Annotated in this window: 17 protein-coding genes; 14 read left to right on the top strand and 3 right to left on the bottom strand. The window is 64.3% G+C overall.

The genetic code is table 11. The annotated features are described in order from the left end of the window. Positions 1-128 precede the first annotated feature (128 nt). The 9 genes from BRADO_RS19900 to BRADO_RS19860 all read left to right on the top strand — a co-directional run bounded on the left by BRADO_RS19900 (position 129) and on the right by BRADO_RS19860 (position 10,163). Complete coding sequence (locus tag BRADO_RS19900; RefSeq protein ID WP_041756744.1) at positions 129-1,223, top strand: LLM class flavin-dependent oxidoreductase; 1,095 nt, start codon at positions 129-131, stop codon at positions 1,221-1,223. Positions 1,224-1,454: 231 nt separating this feature from the next. Continuing rightward, positions 1,455-1,856, top strand: coding sequence for a transposase (locus tag BRADO_RS34185; RefSeq protein ID WP_011927137.1), 402 nt, complete (start codon positions 1,455-1,457; stop codon positions 1,854-1,856). Then, complete coding sequence (locus tag BRADO_RS19895; RefSeq protein ID WP_011926979.1) at positions 1,853-2,710, top strand: IS3 family transposase; 858 nt, start codon at positions 1,853-1,855, stop codon at positions 2,708-2,710. Before BRADO_RS34185 ends, BRADO_RS19895 begins: the two co-directional genes overlap by 4 nt. A 1,085-nt stretch (positions 2,711-3,795) precedes the next feature. Continuing rightward, positions 3,796-4,752 (top strand): DUF4129 domain-containing protein, encoded by a 957-nt coding sequence (locus tag BRADO_RS35805; protein ID WP_244422851.1) that lies wholly within the window; start codon positions 3,796-3,798, stop codon positions 4,750-4,752. Then, positions 4,749-5,984 (top strand): hypothetical protein, encoded by a 1,236-nt coding sequence (locus BRADO_RS19880; protein ID WP_011927133.1) that lies wholly within the window; start codon positions 4,749-4,751, stop codon positions 5,982-5,984. The genes BRADO_RS35805 and BRADO_RS19880 overlap by 4 nt, the downstream gene beginning before the upstream one ends. Further along, on the top strand, positions 5,953-6,909 hold the full coding sequence (locus BRADO_RS19875; protein WP_011927132.1) for a MoxR family ATPase: 957 nt from the start codon (positions 5,953-5,955) through the stop codon (positions 6,907-6,909). Before BRADO_RS19880 ends, BRADO_RS19875 begins: the two co-directional genes overlap by 32 nt. Beyond that, a complete protein-coding gene (locus BRADO_RS19870) occupies positions 6,906-8,219 on the top strand; it encodes a DUF58 domain-containing protein (RefSeq protein ID WP_011927131.1) in 1,314 nt (437 codons plus the stop codon). The genes BRADO_RS19875 and BRADO_RS19870 overlap by 4 nt, the downstream gene beginning before the upstream one ends. After that, positions 8,138-9,274, top strand: coding sequence for a stage II sporulation protein M (locus tag BRADO_RS19865; protein WP_083794920.1), 1,137 nt, complete (start codon positions 8,138-8,140; stop codon positions 9,272-9,274). Before BRADO_RS19870 ends, BRADO_RS19865 begins: the two co-directional genes overlap by 82 nt. After that, on the top strand, positions 9,258-10,163 hold the full coding sequence (locus tag BRADO_RS19860; protein WP_011927129.1) for an RDD family protein: 906 nt from the start codon (positions 9,258-9,260) through the stop codon (positions 10,161-10,163). Before BRADO_RS19865 ends, BRADO_RS19860 begins: the two co-directional genes overlap by 17 nt. Before the next feature lie 28 nt (positions 10,164-10,191). Here BRADO_RS19860 and BRADO_RS19855 read toward each other — a convergent pair whose 3' ends face one another. Then, positions 10,192-10,932, bottom strand: a complete 741-nt coding sequence (locus tag BRADO_RS19855) for a hypothetical protein (protein WP_011927128.1) — start codon at positions 10,930-10,932, stop codon at positions 10,192-10,194. A gap of 324 nt (positions 10,933-11,256) precedes the next feature. Between BRADO_RS19855 and BRADO_RS19850 the strand changes: the two genes are divergently transcribed. From BRADO_RS19850 to BRADO_RS19830, 5 genes are all read left to right on the top strand, one after another. Continuing rightward, a complete protein-coding gene (locus tag BRADO_RS19850; RefSeq protein ID WP_011927127.1) occupies positions 11,257-11,463 on the top strand; it encodes a hypothetical protein in 207 nt (68 codons plus the stop codon). Between the two features lie 238 nt (positions 11,464-11,701). Continuing rightward, positions 11,702-12,577 (top strand): class I SAM-dependent methyltransferase, encoded by an 876-nt coding sequence (locus BRADO_RS19845; RefSeq protein WP_041756743.1) that lies wholly within the window; start codon positions 11,702-11,704, stop codon positions 12,575-12,577. Between the two features lie 123 nt (positions 12,578-12,700). Next, the gene (locus BRADO_RS19840; RefSeq protein ID WP_011927125.1) at positions 12,701-13,609 is read left to right on the top strand and encodes a GyrI-like domain-containing protein; all 909 of its coding nucleotides are present in this window, start codon (positions 12,701-12,703) and stop codon (positions 13,607-13,609) included. 433 nt (positions 13,610-14,042) lie between these two features. Further along, positions 14,043-14,552 carry an SPOR domain-containing protein gene (locus BRADO_RS19835; protein ID WP_244422850.1) on the top strand — a complete coding sequence of 170 codons (510 nt, stop codon included), beginning with the start codon at positions 14,043-14,045 and terminating at the stop codon, positions 14,550-14,552. A 160-nt stretch (positions 14,553-14,712) separates the two neighbouring features. After that, positions 14,713-16,344, top strand: a complete 1,632-nt coding sequence (locus tag BRADO_RS19830) for a caspase family protein (protein WP_011927121.1) — start codon at positions 14,713-14,715, stop codon at positions 16,342-16,344. An 18-nt stretch (positions 16,345-16,362) separates the two neighbouring features. Here BRADO_RS19830 and BRADO_RS19825 read toward each other — a convergent pair whose 3' ends face one another. Further along, the gene (locus BRADO_RS19825) at positions 16,363-17,922 is read right to left on the bottom strand and encodes an oleate hydratase (RefSeq protein ID WP_011927120.1); all 1,560 of its coding nucleotides are present in this window, start codon (positions 17,920-17,922) and stop codon (positions 16,363-16,365) included. 114 nt (positions 17,923-18,036) lie between these two features. Next, a complete protein-coding gene (locus BRADO_RS19820; RefSeq protein ID WP_011927119.1) occupies positions 18,037-19,593 on the bottom strand; it encodes an oleate hydratase in 1,557 nt (518 codons plus the stop codon). Positions 19,594-20,140 lie beyond the last annotated feature (547 nt).

The raw sequence follows: 20,140 nt of genomic DNA, 5'->3' as shown, positions 1-20,140 counted from the left end.
TCGGAGTTTTTCGATTTCCCGCGCGGCTCAAAAGCGGCAAGAACTTCTTTTCGCGATTTGTTAGTACGGTGGCCGACGACGCACCGTCGGGACGACGATGCGGGACGTTGAGATCGCGAGGCTCGACGATGACACATCCGCTCCGTTTCGGCATTTGGGCCCTCGTCCATGGCCCGCGGGCCGCGCATCAGGATCCGGAAGAGCCTTACGACGCCTCGTGGGAGCGCAATCGCGATCTCGTGCTCAAGGCCGAGGCGCTTGGATTCGATTCGACGCTGGTCGCCCAGCACACCATCAATCCGCATCAGGAGGATCTCGATCAGCTGGAGGCCTGGAGCGCGGCGGCGGCGCTCGCCGCACTCACCAGCCGGATCGAGATCATCACGGCGATCAAGCCCTATCTCTATCATCCCGTAGTGCTCGCCAAGATGGCGCTCGGCATCGAGAACATCAGCCGCGGGCGCTTTGCGATCAATCTCGTCAACGCCTGGAACAGGCCGGAGCTGGAGCGGGCCGGCATCGGCTTCGCCGAGCACGATGAGCGCTACGCCTATGGCCGCGAATGGATCACGGTCGTGTCTCGGCTGCTGCAGGGCGAGCGCCTGACGCACAAGGGCCGGTATTTCGACGTGCAGGACTACGCACTGCGGCCGAAGGATCTCTATCGCGCGCGGCCGCGCATCTATGTCGGCGGCGAATCGCAGCCGGCCCGCGCCCTGGTCGCCGATCACGGCGATGTCTGGTTCATCAATGGCCAGCCGCTCGATGACGTCGCCGGTTTGATCCGCGATGTCGCGGAGCGGCCGAGGGGCGCGGCGCCGCCGCTCGGCTTCGGTCTCTCGGCCTTCGTGATCGCACGGCCGACCGCCGACGAGGCCGAGGCGGCGCATCAGCGTCTACTTGTTCTCGCCGAGAAGGATGCGCCGATGAAGGCGATCCAGAAGCAGAACACCGACCCCAAAGTCGTGATGATGCAGACCATGCAGAAGAGCGCGCGCGTCGGCAGCAATGGCGGCACGGCCGCCGGGCTGGTCGGCAGCTATGAGGAGGTCGCCGACCGCATCATTGACTTCCACGCTGCCGGCATCGAGCTGTTCATGCTGCAGTTCCAGCCGTTCGAGGCGGAGATGAAGCGGTTCGCGGAGCAGGTGATTCCGCTTGTCCGGCAGCGGCAGCGTGATGCAAAACGTGAGAACGCCGAGGCCGGCCGCCGGGTCGGATGATCGCCCGCGAAGGGCCGCACCGGGCTTTATGATGTTCGCGACCGGCAACTCAACCTCGGATGTTTTCATAATTGGGGAAACAGAAAGCTATCAGAAGTTGAATTTCAATGAAGGCCGAAAAGGGGCCAAGCCTCGAAGGAGGGTTACGGTGCGGGTTACGGTGACAGTGCTGGACTGCACCCCTCAAGTGAGACACGATAATCTCAGTGACAGGCATTCCGAGGATGACCTGTGGCAGCAAGAGGGAAGACCCGTCGGTTTCCGACGGCTTACAAATTGAAGGCGATCAAGCGTGTCGAGCGAGGCGAAGGCGTTCTGCCTGTGGCTCGGGACCTTGGGATATCGCGTAAGATCCTGCATGACTGGATCAAGGCCTGGAAGGCGCAAGGTCCGGACGGATTGAACCGCAAGCCGGGACCGAAGCCCGGTCCCCGGAAGCTCAAATCTCTGGCGACCTATGACGATAAGCGGTCAGCACTGGCACGGGCCAATGCCCGCATTGCCGAACTCGAACGGCTTGTCGGCCGTCAGCAGATGGACCTCGATTTTTTTCGGCAAGCCTTGCGCGCACTGGAGCGGCCGGCAGCGCAAGGCAAACCCGTATCCGCATCATCGAAGTCATCAAAAGCATGACCGCGCAGACAGCCGACTCCAGCGCTCATGTGCAGCGCCTCTGCGCTTTGGCAGGGTTGCCTCGAGCGACTTATTACCGGCATCTCAATCGACGCAGCCGCGCCGAGGCCGAGTGCGAGTTGCGCGACCAGCTCCAGCGCATCTGCCTGAAGCATCCGTTCTACGGCTATCGACGGGTGACCGCCGCTCTTCGGCGTCTGGGGATGGCCGTCAATGCCAAGAAAGTCCTGCGGCTCATGCGGCAGGATAATCTTCTCGCGCAGCGCAAGACGCCGTTCCTGAAGCCGCCGACTGAGAGGCCGACTGACGTGATCGTCGTCCCCAACCTGATCCGTGGCCTGGCGCCATCGGCTCCGGATCAGATCTGGGTCGCTGACATCACCTACGTCCATCTCGCCAAGACGTTCGCCTATCTCGCCGTCATTCTCGACGGCTTCTCCCGCAAGGCGGTCGGCTGGGCATTTGACAACACCCTCGACGCCTCGCTCGCCATCGCGGCGCTCGACAAAGCGCTCAAATCCCGGAATCCCAAGCCGGGCAGCCTGATCCACCACTCCGACCGCGGCGTGCAATACGCCTCGATCGCTTATCGCCAGCGCCTCGCCGATCGCGAGATCAAGATCAGCATGAGCAGTCCAGGCAACCCCTTCGACAACGCCAAGGCCGAAAGCTTCATGAAGACGCTCAAGGCCGAGGAGGTCAACGGCAAGACCTTTGCCGACGTCAACGACGCCCGGCGCCGGATCAACAGCTTCATCGCCGAGATCTACAACAAGGAGCGCTTGCATTCGGCCCTCGGCTATCGATCTCCCCTTGAGTTCGAAGCCGCGTTCAAGCAAAACACAATGCGATGACTTCACCCACTGTCACTGAGATTATCGTGTCTCACTTGAGGGGTGCAGTCCAGTGCATCAAACTGACGTCGCATCGCTCATACCGCCCAGTCCAGGACCTGGAGGCCGGGGACGCGACTGAACTGGCCGGTGTTGACGGTCACCAAGGTCTGGCCGGCGCGGCGCGCCTGGCCCGCAATCAGCACGTCCTAGAGACCCGATGGGCGTGCCTTGCCGGTTTAATGAGCGCGGATAACGGCCGCCTCGGCTGAATCCGCATCGCGACTCCTGATGAACAACTCCCGCTCGCGGCGAGTGATATTCCCAAGCGCAGGCGTCTCGGCACCAACCGTCGATTTCCGATGCCGTGGATCGCTTCGATAGCAACGATCATTTCAACGCCGGCATCGGGATTGATCACTACCGGTTACGGTGACAGTGCACGAAAACTGCTGTTGCAGAGCGGCGCTCGCGATGGAGAAGAGGCACCCCACGCGCCGAGCAGGGTCCGGTGGTGTGGCCTGTCATCTCACTTATCATCTGCCCGACGGGCAATCCTCGTATGCCCCGCATGCATCAACTGCCCGTCGTGCCAGTTTGTCGCGCGCTTCCCCCTTGTCACGTCGGGCAAATCACCTCCACATTTCGTCGCATCCCGGCTCGCTGAAGAGGGACGTTTCGCGATCGTCATGAAGCGTCGAGCCGGAGAGGCGACGGGCGCGTTGCTCCGCAGCCGGGTGTCACAGCCCGTGCCGACGAACGGAGCGAGGCGACGGCGAAATGGTGTGGTCCTGGTCTCCCGACGCTGAGACCAAGCCGGTGGTCATGATGATCCGCTGGTGACGGGGGCAAGACAGCCGGTCCCCGGGGAGAGCGCCTATAAGTCGCAAAACCGCCGCGCAGGGAAGGCCGGATATTGGGCTGAACCTGTGGTTCTACCGCGTGCTTATATGCTGCACGCGGACCGCGGGTGTCAGCCGATACCCGGTCTTCCCTGCGCCTCTTCCTCGGAAGAGGAGGTTCACCTGAGGACACAACTCGGGCGGAGTTCGCCGCGAGATCGCTAAACCGTGCCTGTCGATTGAAACGTAGAGAATGCGCACGGCATGATGTCCCGGGCCGGCGCGACCGCTGCCCGGACGGCGCATTCAACCGCCGGAACAAGTTTCGCCTGGAAAAGAGTTGGGAGCAACGTCAGGCGAAACCGCGATATTTTCTTCGGAGTCCTGCATGCAAGGATTGCCTTTCCGGACCGCCGGGCCAGAATACGTCGGCCCTTTTCTAGAGCGTTCGCCCTTCGTGTGATGGCGGCTGAGCCGGATTGCAACTCTTCGATTATGCCAAGATTCGTTTCGTTGTCTTTGGTTGCATTGCTGCTCCTGGTCCTCGCCGGCTTCTCTGCACCGGCGGCCACCGATCAGCGGGCGCTGATCCGCGACGCTGTCGATCGGTACCGGCTGCAGACGGAGATGCCGGGCTCTGAATGGCGCGGGGGCGAACTGGCGCCTGCGCCGGGGTCGTCGGCGGACGCACCGTCCTCGTCGTCAAGGCCTGGCGGCGGCGATGATCCGAGCCGCGAAAGCGAGTTCGAGCTTCCGCCAGAGCTAGTCCGGCTGCTGCTGTGGGGCGCCGTGATCGTCGGAATGCTGGTCATTGCCTGGTCGCTCCGTGACAGCCTGCCGGTGATCAGCCGTTCCAGGCGGGTGGTGGCCCGCGACCCGGATGCACCGCCGCAGACCCAGGCCGATCGGATGGACGAGGCCCAGGTCGAGGCCGATGCGCTTGCTCGGCAAGGCCGCTACGCCGACGCCATGCACGTGCTGCTGCTGAACAGCCTGAGCGAGATCCGCGCGGTGCTCGGAACGAGCTTCGCCGTCTCCCTGACGAGCCGCGAGATTCTCCGCCGCGTCCAGTTGTCGGATATGGGCCGGCAAGCGCTGGCCGCGATCGTGCGCTCGGTCGAGCGGACCTATTTCGGCGGCGGGCATGCCGGCCTCGGCGACTACGCGGCGTGCCGGCAGAGCTTCGAGACGCTGAAACATTCGCTTGCGACCGCTGCATGACCGATCAATCGCCCTTCGAGCCGAGGATCGTCGCAGCGCTTGTCGCCGTCGGCGTTGCGCTGTTTGCAGCCTCGCTGCTGCTGACGGGCAGCACGGAGCATCGCGAAGTCGGCAACCGGGCCGGAGCCAACACTTATTCCAGCTCCGCGGTCGGTCACCTCGGCCTGTTCGACGTGCTGAAGAAGCTCGACTACGAGACCGTTCGCGGCGAGCGCGAGGTCCTTGCGCTGCTTGGCCGCAACGGGATCCTTGTGCTGGCGGAGCCGACCAGGGGGGTCATCGGTGGCGGCAGCGGCGACAATCTGCTCGGCGCCGAGAAGATTCTGGTGGTTCTTCCCAAGTGGACCGTTCAGCGCAGCGCCGAACGTGACGGCTGGATCGCAAGCGCGCAGTTGATCCCCGAGGCGAGGGCCCGGAGCGTCTTCTATTCCGTTGCCGGTGCCGGCGAGATCGTTCGCCTCGAGAGGCCGCCGACGTTCAAGACGAGCCTTTCGATTCCGCTTCCGACCATCGACCGGCAGGTTCAGCTGATCAAGGAGTCCAAGCTGAGCCCGCTGGTGTCCGCCGATGACGGCATCTTGCTCGGCGAGCTGAAGGAAGGTCAGCGCACGATCTGGGTGCTCGCCGATCCCGATCCGATCGAAAACCACGGCTTCGGCAAGGGCGACAATCTCGCTTTCGCCGCCACGATCTTCTACCGGATGCTGGCCGGGAAGCCCGGGGCGCTGGTCTTCGACGAGACGCTGCACGGCTTCAGCCACACCGCGCCGAGCGCGCTCTCCTTCCTGCTCGAGTTTCCCTACAATCTGATCGCGCTTCAGATCGTCGTCAGCGTCGTGCTGCTCTTGATGGCCTCGACCGCGCGGTTCGGAAAGCCGGAGCTCCCGGACCGGGCGTTGCAGACCGGCAAGCGTGACCTGATCAGCAACGCCGCGGTCCTGCTCGACCATGCGGGTCATCACGCGTCGGTGCTGCGGCGCTATGTCGGCATGGTCGTGCAGGACATGGGGCGATTGCTCCGCTCTCCGGCTGGACTGAACGACGAGGAGCTGGCCGCGTGGTTGGACAAGACCGCGGCGCAGCGCGGTTGGCGGACCGGCTGCGCCGCTGCGCTCGCGCGCGTCGCGGCAGCTTCATCGGATCCCGCGTCGCTCCTCACCGAAGCGCGCATCATGCATCATCTGCGGAAGGACATGCTCCATGGAATTTCAGGACGTCTTGGCGATCACTGACCGCATCCGCCAGGAGATCCGCAAGACGGTGGTCGGGCAGGACGATGTCATCGATCTGATGCTGACGAGCCTGTTCTGCGGCGGTCACGTCCTGCTCGAGGGCGTGCCGGGCACGGCGAAGACCCTGCTGGCGCAATCCTTCGCCGCCACCCTCTCGCTGAAGTTCGGCCGCGTGCAGTTCACTCCGGACATGATGCCCGGCGATCTCCTTGGCACGAACCTCTTCAACTTTCAGACCTCCAGCTTCTCACTGACGCAAGGACCGATCTTCACCGACGTTCTGCTCGCCGACGAGATCAATCGCACGCCGCCAAAGACCCAGGCCGCGCTGCTGCAGGCCATGAACGAACGCAACGTCACCGTGGACGGCGTGACCTATGACCTGGGCGACGCCTTCATGGTGGTTGCGACCCAGAACCCGATCGAGCAGCAGGGCACCTATCCGCTGCCGGAAGCACAGCTGGATCGATTCCTGTTCAAGGTGCTGCTCGGCTATCCCAGCCGGGAAGAGGAGTGCGAGATCGTCACCCGGCACGGCACGCGCGCGGCGATGCCGACGCTTGCGGAGTTCGGCCTCGCGCCCGTGGTGTCGCGCGATCATCTGCTGGAGGCGCGGGCCATGGTCGCCGAGATCAGGCTGGGCGATCCGTTGGTCACCTACATCGTCGATATCATCCGCTCTACGCGCAACCACCCGGCGATCGAGACCGGCGCCTCGACGCGCGCTGCGAACATGCTGGCGTCGGCCAGCAGGGCGCAGGCCGCCACGCAGGGCCGCGACTTCGTGATACCCGACGACATCAAGTTCCTGGCGGTGCCGCTGCTGCGGCACCGGCTGGTGCTGGCGCCCAATGCCGAGATCGACGGCCTGACGAGCGATGCGGTCGTGATTGAGATTCTCGATCAGACCGCGGCTCCGAGATGATCCGGCCGACGCTCCGGGCGGTGCTGCTGTTCGCCGCGACGGTGCCGGCGACCCTCGTCGTGCTGGTGCTGAGGCCTGAGCTCTGGGCTGTTGCGATCGATCTCGGGCTGTTCGTGGTCGCGCTCATCGGTATCGATGCTTTGCTCTGCGTCCGGTTCCGCAATCTCGACATCGCCTGTGACGCGCCCGCGCGCCTGTTCGTCGGCACGGAAGCCGAGCTTTGGCTGACGATCACGCTCGACACCGCGGCGCGCGCCGTCACCTTCGAGGCACTGCTCGAGCAGCGGGGAGAGCTCGCGCCGCCCGCGCTCCGGCGTCTGACCGGCGCGCCGCAGCAACCGGCGTCCGCTTCTTTACCGATCGTGCCGAAGCGTCGCGGGCAGATCTTCTTCGATGCGCTGTGGCTGCGCTGGCGCGGTCCATTGGCGCTGGCGGAGCGGATGCGGCGCATTCCGCTCGACAGGACCATTGATGTGCTGCCGGACGTGCGCGGCATCTCCTCCGCCGCCGTGCAGTTCTTCAGCCGCGATGCGATCGAGGGTGTGAAGGTCCAGCAGCAGCGCGGGGAGGGTACCGAATTCGAGTCGCTGAGGGATCATGCCGCCGGCCTCGACAATCGCTTCATCGACTGGAAGCGCTCCGCAAAGCATCTCAAGCTGTTGTCCAAGGAGTTCAGCGTCGAGCGCAACCACCAGATCGTGCTGGCCTTCGACACCGGGCATCTGATGGCCGAGCCGATCGACGGCCTGCCGCGGCTCGATCACGCGATCCACGCCGGCTTGCTGCTCGGATGGATCTCTCTGCGCAACGGCGATTACGTCGGCAGCTTCGGTTTCGACGCGCAGGTTCGCCAGTTCCTGCAGCCTTCGCGGGGGATGTCGTATTTCCTCAAGCTGCAGGCCGGCTCGAGCCAGCTCGCCTATCAGACCGAGGAGACCAATTTCACCCTCGGGCTGGCCGAGCTCAATCTCCGGCTGAAGCGTCGTGCCCTGGTGGTGATGTTCACCGAGTTCATCGATACGACGACAGCCGAGCTGCTGCTCGAAAGCGTGCATCGGATGGCAAACCGCCATGCCGTCATCTTCGTCACCTTGCGCGATCCGATGCTGCCCAACCTGGTCGAGGCGCCACCCCGGCAGTTCCGCGACGCTGCCGAGGCTGTCGTGGCACACGACCTTTTGCGCGACCGTGCCGTCGTGCTCGAACGTCTGGCCCGGATGGGCGTGCATTGCCTGGAGGTGCCGCCGCGCGGCCTCGCGGTTGGCCTGGTCAACCGCTATCTGACAATCAAGAAGAGGGGGCTGCTATAGAGACGATCGCACCCGCCGAAGCCGCGCCGGACGCGTCCGGGCCGAAGATCACGCTGCGCAGTGCCGAATTCCGCAAGAGCCGCGAGGCGGCGTGGCGGACGCTGGATGACCTGATCTCGCGCGTCGAGGGCAAGGGCATCACCCAGCTGTCGGCCGAGGAGTTGCAGAGCCTGCCGCTGCTCTATCGCGCGACAGCGTCGTCGCTGTCCGTGGCGCGCTCGATCGCGCTCGACCGCAACCTGATCCTCTATCTCGAGAACCTCGTGCTGCGGGCGTTCTTCGTCGTCTATGGACCGCGGGTCGGACTCATGGAGGCCCTCGGACACTTCCTGCGCAAGGGGTTTCCGCAAGCGGTACGAGGCGCCGTCTGGCACCTCCTGCTGGCCGCCGCCACCATTGCCGCCGGCGTGGTCGTCGGCATGGTGCTCGTGAAATCGAACGAGGCCTGGTTCATCGCTCTGGTGCCCGACGGGCTCGCGGGCGGCCGCGGGCCGGCGAGCACCGCAGCCGACCTGCACGACAAGGAGATCTTCGCGCCCTGGCCCGGGTTCCTCACGTCGTTCGTGGTGTCGGCCAACGCGCTGTTCAGGCACAACGCCACCATCGGCATCATGATCTTCGGGCTCGGCATCGCCGGCGGGGTGCCGACCCTTCTGCTGCTCGGCTATCAGGGACTGGTGCTCGGCGCCTTCCTGGCGCTGCACGAGGAGCGGGGGCTGCTGATCGACTTCATCGGCTGGATCTCGATCCATGGCGTGACCGAGCTGGGCTCGCTGGTCGTATGCGGCGCGGGCGGCCTCGTCGTCGCCGAGAAGATTCTCTTCCCGGGCCGCTATACGCGCCTCGCCAATCTGGCCCGGCACGGCACCCTCGCGGCGACGCTGGCCGGCGGTGCGGTGCTCATGCTGTTCATCGCCGGAATCATCGAAGGCGGCCTGCGGCAATTGGTCGGCAGCACGCCGGCACGTCTGTCCATCGGGCTCCTGACCGGGGCATTCTGGATGGCCTACTTCCTGTCGAACCGCGAGAGCACGGGCCATGGCCCAGCGACTTGACCGCATCAACAATTTCCTCGAAGGCATCGCGCGCAGCCGCCGCGAGATCGTCAGCCCCGAGGGCATCGTGCTGGACGTCGATGTCGCCAGCCACGGCGAGCGGCTGATCGCATTCATCATCGATTTCATCTTCTGGATGCTGGCGACGGGCCTGCTCTTCCTGATGCTGGCGCTGACGATGGTCGAACGCGTGAGCGGAGCAGTCGCGACGACGATCGTGCTGTTCATCGCCTTCCTGCTGCGGAACCTGTATTTCATTCATTTCGAGCTGGCCTCGCAGGGCTCGACACCTGGCAAGCGGATCACCCATCTCAGGGTGATCGACCGCGCCGGCGGCCCGCTGCTTCCGGGCGCGATCGTCGCGCGTAATTTGACGCGTGAGGTCGAGATCTTCCTGCCGCTCGGCCTGTTTCTCTCTCAGCCGCCCGCCTCGGCCGGAGCATATTTCTGGTACTCGGCAGCCTGCCTCGGCTGGGTGCTGCTGATCGCGGCGCTCCCCTTCTTCAATCGCGATCATCTGCGGGCGGGCGATCTGATCGCAGGCACCATGGTGATCTCGGTGCCGCGCCGACAACTGCTCGCGGAATTGGTCGCGGTGGAGAGCAGATACGCGTTCAGCCGAAGCCAGCTCGACGTTTACGGCGCATTCGAATTGCAGGTGCTGGAGGAATTGCTGCGCCGCCCGATGTCGCTCGACACCTCACAGGTGCAGCAGCAGGTCTGTCGCAAGATCTGCGGCAAGATCGGCTGGACCGAACCGGTGCGGCCTGAGGAAACGGTCGAATTCCTGAAGGCGTTCTACACGGCCGAACGCGCCCATCTGGAGCGCGAACAGCTGTTCGGACGGTTCCGAGCCGACAAGACCGAATTGCCCGCGGCGCGACGGTAGCGGTTCGGCAATGGAATTTGGTTCAGCCTCAGTCGAAAACGAGGGCCAGGCTGTCGACGTCGATGCCTTCCTTCGCCACACGCAGGTCGTGATAGACGACGGCCGCCAGCACCGCGCTGAATGCGGTGGTGACGACCTGCCAGGCGAAATAGGGCAGCCCGCCCCACAATGTGACGCCACCGAACCAGCCGAACAGGATCAGGATGATGAAGGAGACGATGTACACCAGCAGGATCAGACCGAAAATCTGCCAGCGATAGCCCTTCGTCAGGTCGGAGCTGCGGTTGATGCTGTCGAACACGGCCGTCTTCTCGATCACGCAGGCGGGAACGGCGACATAGAGCGCGCAATAGACCATGAGTCCGGGGATCAGGAAGAACAGGGATGCGATTCCGATTCCCAACGACGACAACAAGGCCACGCCGATCACCGGAAAGCACCGGCCGAGACCTGCGCTCAAGGATTGCGCGACGCTGAACGGCTTGCCACCCATCTGCTGATAGGCCGCATAGAGCGTGATCGCCTGCGCGACGATGCCCAGCAGGAACGTGGCAATGCCCGCCACTCCTCCCAGCCAGCCGAAGCGCACAGAGGCCGGGCCGGCGGACGCCATGATCTTGATGACGAGCACGGGGGTGAGTGGAATCAGCGCGAGCAGGAGAAAGCTGCCTGGGCTCCCGCCGAGCACAGAGAAGGTCTTGCTGAGCGCCGAGCCGATGCGAAACGGCGTACCGACCGCAGTCACGTCATTGATAGAAACGTCGCTCATCCGTTCACATGCCCCCATGTTTGGCAAACATCTGACACGGCGGGCGGCCGATTTGCAAATTCGATTTCGGAATTCTGGGGGATGATAACCCGGTTGCTATTTTGTGGAGATGCAACCGTCAAAGTTCTCGGTGTGACCGGTGGTCACCCCGACGTCGCGGGCCGCCAGAGTGTCCCGAAGTGACCGCGGAGCGGTCGTGTTTCCCTTGGAACCGACCCCGTTTCGCGCTATTGTTCTTTCATCCCCGGCTGAAGGCTCTGCCCGTAGGCGCTGGGGGCTGAGAGACCGATTGCGCTCCCGCCTGCATGATCAGGGAGCGCCGCTATGCGGAAGCATGTCCATTTTCCATTGAAGATCGATGCCGAGAACGTCGACCGGATCCGCAAGGCTCTGGCGGAGTCTCTCGAGCTTCTGAAGCAGAATCGACCGGATACGTTTCTGGGTCGAAAGAGCTACGAGCCTTTCCCGAACGAAGCGGCGTCGGACGAGGCTTCAAGCGAGACCGACGGCAGCGGCAACTCTCCGGCCTAGGTCCGGTGGCGGATGAACCCTCTGCCGTCCGCGCCCGGTTCGCGATCGAAGAGACCGCCGAAATGACCGCCTCGGAGCGAGCGGTTGCGCCAAGATGCCCGCTTTTGAAGACGCCGGCTTGTCGAGACGCCGGCTTTTCAAGGCGCCGGGCGCCGCCTAAACTCCCCGAACCCTGGCGTCCGGTGCTCGTTTGGCGGCGGCGCTCGATATTTTTGTTTGATGAATGGTCCAAGCTCTCATGGATGCCGCGGTCGTCGACACTTCCTTCGGGCATTTCGAGAACGCCGAGCAGATCGCCTTCTGGAACGGCGCCGGCGGGGCGCGCTGGGTCGCGCGCCGCGCGGAGATCGATGCGATGCTGGCGCCGGTGCAGGAGGCGCTGCTGGAGCGGGCGGCAATCCGGGAGAACGAGCGGGTGCTCGACATCGGCTGCGGCTGCGGCGCCACCATGATCGCTGCGGCGGAGAAGGTCGGGCCGGGCGGCAGCGTGCAGGGTCTCGACGTATCCGCAGCCATGCTCACCGCCGCCCACGAGGCCGCGCCCGCAGAAGCGCCGGTCAGCTTCGTGCAGGGCGATGCCATGGTGCATCACTTCAAGGCGGCGAGCGCCGATCTCGTGATGTCGCGCCTCGGCGTGATGTACTTCGCCGATCCCGTTCGCGCCGTGCTGAACATTCGCAACGCGCTGCGCTCGGAAGGGCGGGTCGCTTTTGCCTGCTGGGGCGAGCTGCGCGACAACCCCTGGGCGCTCGAGCCGCTGCAGGCGGCCTATGACCACGTGCCCAAGCTTCCGGGGTTGCGGCCGCATGCCCCGGATGATTTCGCCTTCGGCCCGCCCGGGTGGGTCGAAACGGTCATGACCGATGCCGGGCTGCGCCGCGTTCGCCTGGAGCGCTGCGACATCGCGCTCGATCTCGGGACCGGTGGCGGTCTCGATGCCGCCGTGCAGACGGCGCTTGCCATCGGGCCCGCCGGCCGCGCCGTGGCCGGGCAGGCGGCCGAGCCGATGGAAGCTGCCACTGCGGCGGTGAGGAAGGCGCTGGCGCGCTATGCCAGGGGGCAGGGCGTCATGGTCCCAGCCTCGTTCTCTATAGTGACGGCCGTCGATCCCTAGATGTCGACCCCGGGATCAGGGCGAACACCACCACAGCTCCGCGCTTCGCCATAAATCCGCAAGATCGATCGAGCACGGCCGATCCGAGCCTGCTTAAGCTTTGCTGCCACGGAGCACGGACCGATGAAGGCGGCACTGCAGAGCTACCACGCCCGGATGCAGCGGGTGCTTGATCACATCGAGCGCAATCTCGATGACGATCTGACTTTGGACACGCTGAGCAGTATCGCAGCCTATTCGAAGTACCACTTCCACCGCCAGTTCACCGCGACCTTCGGCCTGTCAGTGCATCGCTATATTCAGCTCGCCCGCATGAAGCGGGCATCCTACCAGCTGGCCTATCACGATGCGCAGACCGTCACCGACGTCGCGATGGAGGCCGGCTATGATGCACCGGACGCCTTCGCCCGCGCCTTCCGCCAGCGGTTCGGGCAATCGCCTTCAGCCTTCCGGAAGTCTCCCGACTGGGAGCCGTGGCTTGCGGCCTTCGGGCCTCTCGACGAAGCGAGGAGCAAGCTCATGCAGACGACCTTCACCAATACGGACGTGATCATCCGCGACGTGCCGTCCACGCGCGTGGCGATCATGGAGCATCGCGGCGATCCCGCCTCGCTCGGTGCCACGATCCAGCGGTTCATTGCCTGGCGCAAGGCCGCAGGTCTGCATCCCACAACGAACCCGACCTTCACGATCTGGCGTTCCGAACGACGTCCCGCATCACCCGCCGACTACAGCGTGGATCTCTGCGTCGGTACCGACGAGCCGATGATCGCAGATGGCGATCAGGTCAAGCTCGGCGAAATTCCCGGCGGGCGATGTGCGGTGCTGCGGGTGGTCGGCAACACCCACAATCTGGAACCCGCCGCCCTCTATCTCTACCGCGACTGGCTGCCGGCCAGCGGCGAGGAGGCGCGCGACTTCCCGATCTACTGCCAACGGCTGAGCTTCTTTCCCGAGGTGCCGGAGCATCAGACGGCCGCGGACCTGTTTTTGCCGCTGAAGGCGCGCGCCGATCAGCCGCGGCCAGTCTAGACGGGTTCCAGTTCCCTTCGGGAACTCGGCTTAAGCGTCGACGTTGATGCTGCGGCACAACCAGGGCCACACACCCTGGCATTGAACCTTTGCGCCGACGCGCGCACCAACCTGATGTTCCGGGGCTCGTAAGCGACCCGGATGTTTTCAGGAAATTTTGGACCGGCATCGGGGTTTGTCCCGAAGCAAGAGATCGTGAAGGAGGCGCGTATGGTCCTCAAGACGTTGAAAGTCTCGTTATCCGTATTTGCCGCCGCGACGTCCGTCGTGTCGCTGTTTGCGGTGGGTTGGGTCGGACTTGCCCTGCTGGGCTATTAGTCTCCAGTGCAAGCGAGCGTACTGCACCTTGGCGTGCAGAGTAAGGAGGATGTGGCGCGGATCAGCCTGTACCGCTTCGTGCTGCGGCGCCACACGTTCATCCATGGATTGTCGCTTGCCCGTCATCCCCATCACGAACTTTGGACTGCTGTCTGATGCTGACCCGGATATGCTGCCGGCGCGTTGTTCATCAGGAGAGGTCATGCCGGCCTTGCGGTCCTTCATCATGGTTCTGGTTGCGTCCTTGATCGGTTGCAGTTGGGCGCAGGCCGGGATCACCGTGCCATATCGTGACGTCATTCCTCCGGGGAGCGTGGAAGCCCGGTCGGATCAAACGGCTCAGGCCGTCGCGGCAGGACCTGCGACCGGCGGCGGTTATCCGGTAGCGATCTCGTCGCAGCCCAGCGAGGCCGAGGCCCTGGCATCCTTCAAGGTCCTCCAGGTCAAGTACGCGGCCGTGCTCGGCCAATACCAGCCCATCATCAAGCGGCTCGATTTCGGCGACCAAGGGGGTGTCCGATTCCGTGTCGCCGTCGGCCCGTTCGAGACCAAGCAGCAGGCGAGCGCGATGTGCGGATCGTTGAAACTGGCCGGTGGACAGTGCTTCCCATTCGGCAACCCTTAGGGCCGTCTCATCGCTCCTCACAGGCCTGGATTGCCGGACCGTTCGACCGTCACACGGGTCGACAACGATATCCGACGTGATCCGTGTCACAGACCTTTCGACTGGCGTCTAATCATCTCCCGGCTATGCTGTTCTGCAACTGAATGTCGGGGGACATGGGATGCATGCGCTGCGGTCCATCGCCGTCTTGCTGTGGGCGTTCTGGATCGGCTGCAGTGCCGCGCACGCCGAGCGGAAAGTGGCGCTGGTCATCGGCAATTCCGCCTATCGGAATGTCGCCAAGCTCAAGAACCCTGTGAACGACGCGGCTCTCGTCGCGACGATGTTCAAGAACGCCGGCTTCGAGTCCGTTACCAGCCGGTTCGATCTCAACCTGAATGAGATGCGAAAGGCCCTCCGCGAGTTCGGCGCCAAGGCCCGCGACGCACAGCTGGCCGTGATCTATTATGCCGGCCACGGCATCGAGCTCGACGGCACGAACTACCTGATTCCGACCGATGCGACGATCGAGAGCGATACCGACGTGCTGGACGAGGCGCTGTCGCTCGATCGGATGCTGGTGGCCGTGGAGCCTGCCAAGCAGCTCAGGCTCGTCATTCTCGATGCCTGCCGCGACAATCCGTTCGCGAAGACGATGAAGCGGACGATCGCGTCGCGATCGATCGGCCGAGGTCTCGCGAAGGTCGAGCCCAACGCACCGAACACGATGATCGCCTTCGCGGCCAAGGCCGGATCGACAGCCGCCGACGGTGACGCGGCCAACAGTCCTTTTGCCCTCGCGATCACCGAGCATTTGCCGAAGCCCGGGCTCGATCTCCGCAAGGCGTTCGGCTTCGTGCGCGACGACGTGCTGAAGAGCACCGGCAACAGGCAGGAGCCTTATGTTTATGGCTCGCTCGGCGGCGACGACGTCTCGATCGTGCCGGCACCCGCCGCGCCGGTTGCCGCGCCGAACACGGCGGACAACGCGCGCCGCGATTACGAGCTCGCGCTTCAAGCCAGCGACAAGGATGCCTGGGAGGCCTACCTCCAGCGCTATCCAACCGGATTCTACGCCGACCTCGCGCGCGTGCAGCTGAGAAAGGCGGTCGCGGAGGAGACGCGGCTCAAGGCGGAGCGGGCGAAGCCACAGGAGCCGGGACACGGCGAAGGTGAGAAGCCAATGGTTGTCGACGCCCGGGCGAGGGACGATGGTGGCTCCGGCGAGAAGGTCGCCGCGCTCGCGATGCCGCCGGCTCGGCCGCCTTTCTCCGACTCCGAGCTCGCGACCTCGCTGCAGTTGGAGTTGCGGCGGCTCGGCTGTCTCGATGCAGCTGTCAGTGGCGATCGGGATGCCGCCTCGGCGCGCGCGCTCGGCCAGTTCAACGGCATCGCGCGCACCAGCTTCGAAACGGCGACGCCAAGCCTCGCCGCGCTCGATGCGCTCAAGGCGCGGAGTTCCAGGATATGTCCGCTGTCATGCCAGTCGGGCTATCGCGTCGATGACGACAGCTGCGTGAAGATCGTGTGCCCAAGCAGTTCGGAGCTGCGCCCGGACGGCAGCTGCGCGCGCAGCGAGAAGCCGGTTGCGAAGCGTGACAATGCGCGTCCCGAACCGGCGCCGCGGCCCGCGCCGGCTGCGATCGATCTGAGCCGTCCCCAGCCCGGCGAGCCGCCGCCGGGCTCGCTGTCACTCGGCGCCCGGGTGACCATTCAGAGCAGCGCCTGCGGTCCCGGGAAGGTGCTCGAACTGATCGGTGGCTCCAACCGCGCCAACATTCCGCGGCAGCGGCGCTGCATCGCCGCTAACTGAACACGCGCCTCGCACGGCTCAGGCGAACGCCTTCTCCACGGTCTCGATCAGCACCCGCAACGACTTGTCGTGGCGGGTGATCGGTGGGATCGCGCGGGTGATGTCGAGCAGCTGATACACCGCCATCTGCGCCGCGCGCACCGAATACTCAACCGTGAACACGACGTCGTCGGGGATCTCGACGAACTGGCTGACGAAGGCGAGATTCTTGGAGTTCGCCGGCACAGGCAGGGGACGGTCGGTTTTGTGGCGCGGCATGAACATGCTGGTGATGTAGGGCAGGCGGCAGGGCACGCAGCTCGCATTGTCGAACACCGAGAGCTCGAAATTCAGGTGACCGCAGAGCTCCTTGAGAACCTCGACGCCGCTGCAATCCGCCATCGACTTGGGCACGAAGTTGCCGATGCGGTCCGGATGAAGCGCATAACCCCAGAACACCTGCACGCCCTTCGGCTGTCCGACGAAATGCGGCTGGTGATATAGCACGATCGACATCAGCCAGTTGGAGTCAGTGAAGGTGACGAGGCCGCCGGTGCCGGCCTTGTTGCCGCTGAACGCCTCCATCGCGTCGAAGAAGCGCGGATTCCGGCAGGTGACGGTGAACGACTCCCAGCATGTTTCCGGGATCGAGGAGTTGAAGGCGGCGGGGTTGCCGAACTCCGGACGTCCTTGCGCGATCTTCTCCCATAACGCCCAGCCCTTGCTCTCACGCTTGGTCAGCCGCGGCGGCGGCGCGTATTGCGAGCCGAGGCTGGTGGCGTCGGTCATCGAGCCGTTCTGGAAGAAGACCAGATCGTCGGCCGACAAGGTAAGCGCCTCGGTCCGGCCGTTGCGATCGAGCGTCAGCTGCTTCACGACATGCTTGCCGGCCTCGGTCGCGATCGCCATGTCGGTGACGTCGACGTCGCCCTCGAAACGCGCGCCATGGCCCTCCAGCCATTTCACCAGCGGCACGACGATGGCATCGTACTGATTGAACACCGTGCGCTTGACACCGGCCAGCGTCTCGATACGCGCGAACTCGTTCATGAAGCGGTGCAGATAGCGCTTGAACTCGACCGCGCTGTGCCAGGGCTGGAAGGCGAAGGTCGTCTGCCACATGTACCAGAAGTTCGTAGTGAAGAACGGCGGCGACAGCCAGTCGGTGATGCGCGAATTGCCGAGGCTGTCCTCCGAGGCGTCGGTCAGCTTGACGAGTTCGAGCCGGTCCTGCATCGAGAACCCCATCGTCGAGACGTCGACCTTATGCCGATTACGGTCGACGAGGCGCGCCTGCGAATGCGCGACGTGGTCCTTGTTGAAGGCGATCGTCTCGTCGCGCACGGTGCGCTTGGGGTCGCTCGCGCCCGGGATCGTCGACAGCAGATCCCACGTGCATTCGTAGTGGTCGGTCGTCAGCATGCGCCCGCCGCGCAGCGAGAACGAGCCGTCGGGCAGTTGCGTGCCGTCGAGGCTGCCACCGAACGGCAGGTTCTTCTCGAAGATCGTGATGTCGCGCCCGGCGACGCCGCCGTCGCGGATCAGAAATGCCGCGCCGGCTAGCGCGCCGATGCCACTGCCAATGAAATACGCTTTCATGAGAGGTCACCCGGATCGTTGTTTCGATCCGGAATTAGCGTCTGCGATGTCCCGCGGAACTGATTCAGATCAACGCGCCATCAGCCGTGGCGATCACGATCGCGCGCACGGGGCTCAAGCAAAGGATTTCACCACCGACTGCAAGAGGACCTTCAGCGACTTGTCATAGGGCGTCACCGGCGGAATGGCGCGGTCGATCTTCATGAGCTGATAGACGGCGTGCATGGCCCCGCGCACCGAATATTCGATCGTGAACACGGCATCCTCCGGCAGTTCGACGAACTGGCCGAGGAAGGCGAGGTTTTGCGAGGTCGACGGCACCGGCAATGGCCGGTCGCCCATGCTGCGCGGCATGAACTCGCTCATGATGTAGGGCATCCAGCACGGCACGCAGGTGGCGTCGTCGAACACCGTGAGCGGGAAGCGCAGGTGCCCGCACAGCTCCTTCAGGATCTCGGCGCCGCTGCACTCGGACATCGGCTTGGGCACGAAATTGCCGACGCGGTCGGGATAGAGCCCATAGCCCCAGAAGATCTGGATGCCCTCCGGCTGATCCGGGAAATAGGGCTGGGCGTACAGCACGATCGACATCAGCCAGTTGGAGGCGGTGAACGACACGAGCGCGCCGGTGCCGGCGACATTGCCGCTGAAAGTCTGCATCGCATCGAAGAAGCGCGGATTGCGGCAGGTGACAGTGAACGACTCGAAGCTCGACTCCGGGATGTTGGAGTTGAAGATCGCGGGATTGCCGAATTCGGGCCGGCCGGCGGCGAGCTTCTCCCACAATGTCCAGCCGTGGCTGTCCTCCTTGGTCAATTGCTTGGGCGCGCTGTCGTGGCTGCCCAGGCTGGTCGCATCGGTCATCGAGCCCGCCGTGTAGAACACGAGATCGTCGGGGGCGAGATCGATGCTGCTGCTGGCGCCGTTCTGTGTCAGGTCGAGCCGCGTGGCGCGATGCCGGCCGTTCTCGGTGACCAGCGCAATGTCGGTCACATCGGCGCTGCCGACGAAGTTGACGCCGTGGTCCGCAAGCCAGCGCATCAGCGGCTTCACGATCGAGTCGTTCTGATTGTAGACGGTGCGCTTCACCCCGCCGAGCGTATTCATCGTCGGGAATTCGTTCATGAAGCGGCGCATGTAGCGCCTGAACTCGACCGCGCTGTGCCACGGCTGGAAGGCGAATGCCGTCTGCCACATCAGCCAGAAATTCGTAGTGAAGAACGGCGGCGACAGCCAGTCCGAGATCAGCGAGTTGCCGAGCTTGTCCTCCGACGTCTCGGTAAGCCTGGTCATCTCGATGCGGTCCTGCATCGAGAAGCCCATCGTGGTGACGTCGACCTTGTGCCGGTTGCGGTCGACCAGCCGCGCCTGCGCATGCGTGACGTGCAGCTTGTTGAACATCTCGGTTTCGCTGAGGATGTTCTCGGACGGCTGGGAGGCGCTCGGGATCGTCGACAAGAGATCCCAGGTGCACTCGTACTGCGTGGTGGTGAGCATGCGCCCGCCGCGCATCGAATAGGAGCCGTCCGGCAGCCGGGCGCCATCCAGGCTGCCGCCATAGAGCCGCTTCTCGAAGATGGTGATGTGCTGCCCGGGCACGCCGCCGTCCCGGATCATGAACGCTGCGCCTGAAAGTGAGCCGATGCCACCGCCGATGAAATAGGCCTTCATGATGTCGACCTGCTATTTAAAGGTTTGAAGAAAATGAGAAAAATGCCGGCAGGGGTGGTCAATGACCGGCCTTGCGAAAACCCGCCGCTGCACACTTTACCGCAACGGGATAAATTAGTCGTCAACACGTCGAGGTCGTTTGTCCGGGTGCGGCGCAATGTCCCGGCATGTAGCGCGCACCGCCTCGCCACCCTCATTGCGCCGTACGGTGTGCTCGCAATGACCGTGCGGTAGGGTGGGCAAAGGCGCGCCCGAGATACTATTGACAGGACCTTGTCCATCGCGCGCCGTGCCCACCGCGATCCCTCGGTCGATCATGGTGGGCACGGCGCCGCAGCAGCGTCGCGCGTCGATGCAGCGGAGGAGGGCGCCTTTGCCCACCCTACGTGCTCATAGTTTTGTACTCGGTCGTTCCCCACCGTCATTGCGAGCGCAGCGAAGCAATCCAGGGTGGTGTGCGGGACTCTGGATTACTTCGCTGCGCTCGCAATGACGTGGGGCAGAGAGCTACTACGCCATCAGCAGCTTGGCAGACTGAGAGTATCGA

It is taken from the genome of Bradyrhizobium sp. ORS 278 (genome assembly GCF_000026145.1).
In the GTDB taxonomy this organism is placed as follows: Bacteria; Pseudomonadota; Alphaproteobacteria; order Rhizobiales; family Xanthobacteraceae; genus Bradyrhizobium.
Note: the sequence above shows the minus strand (reverse complement) of the source record. Positions and strands in the feature narration are given on the sequence as shown.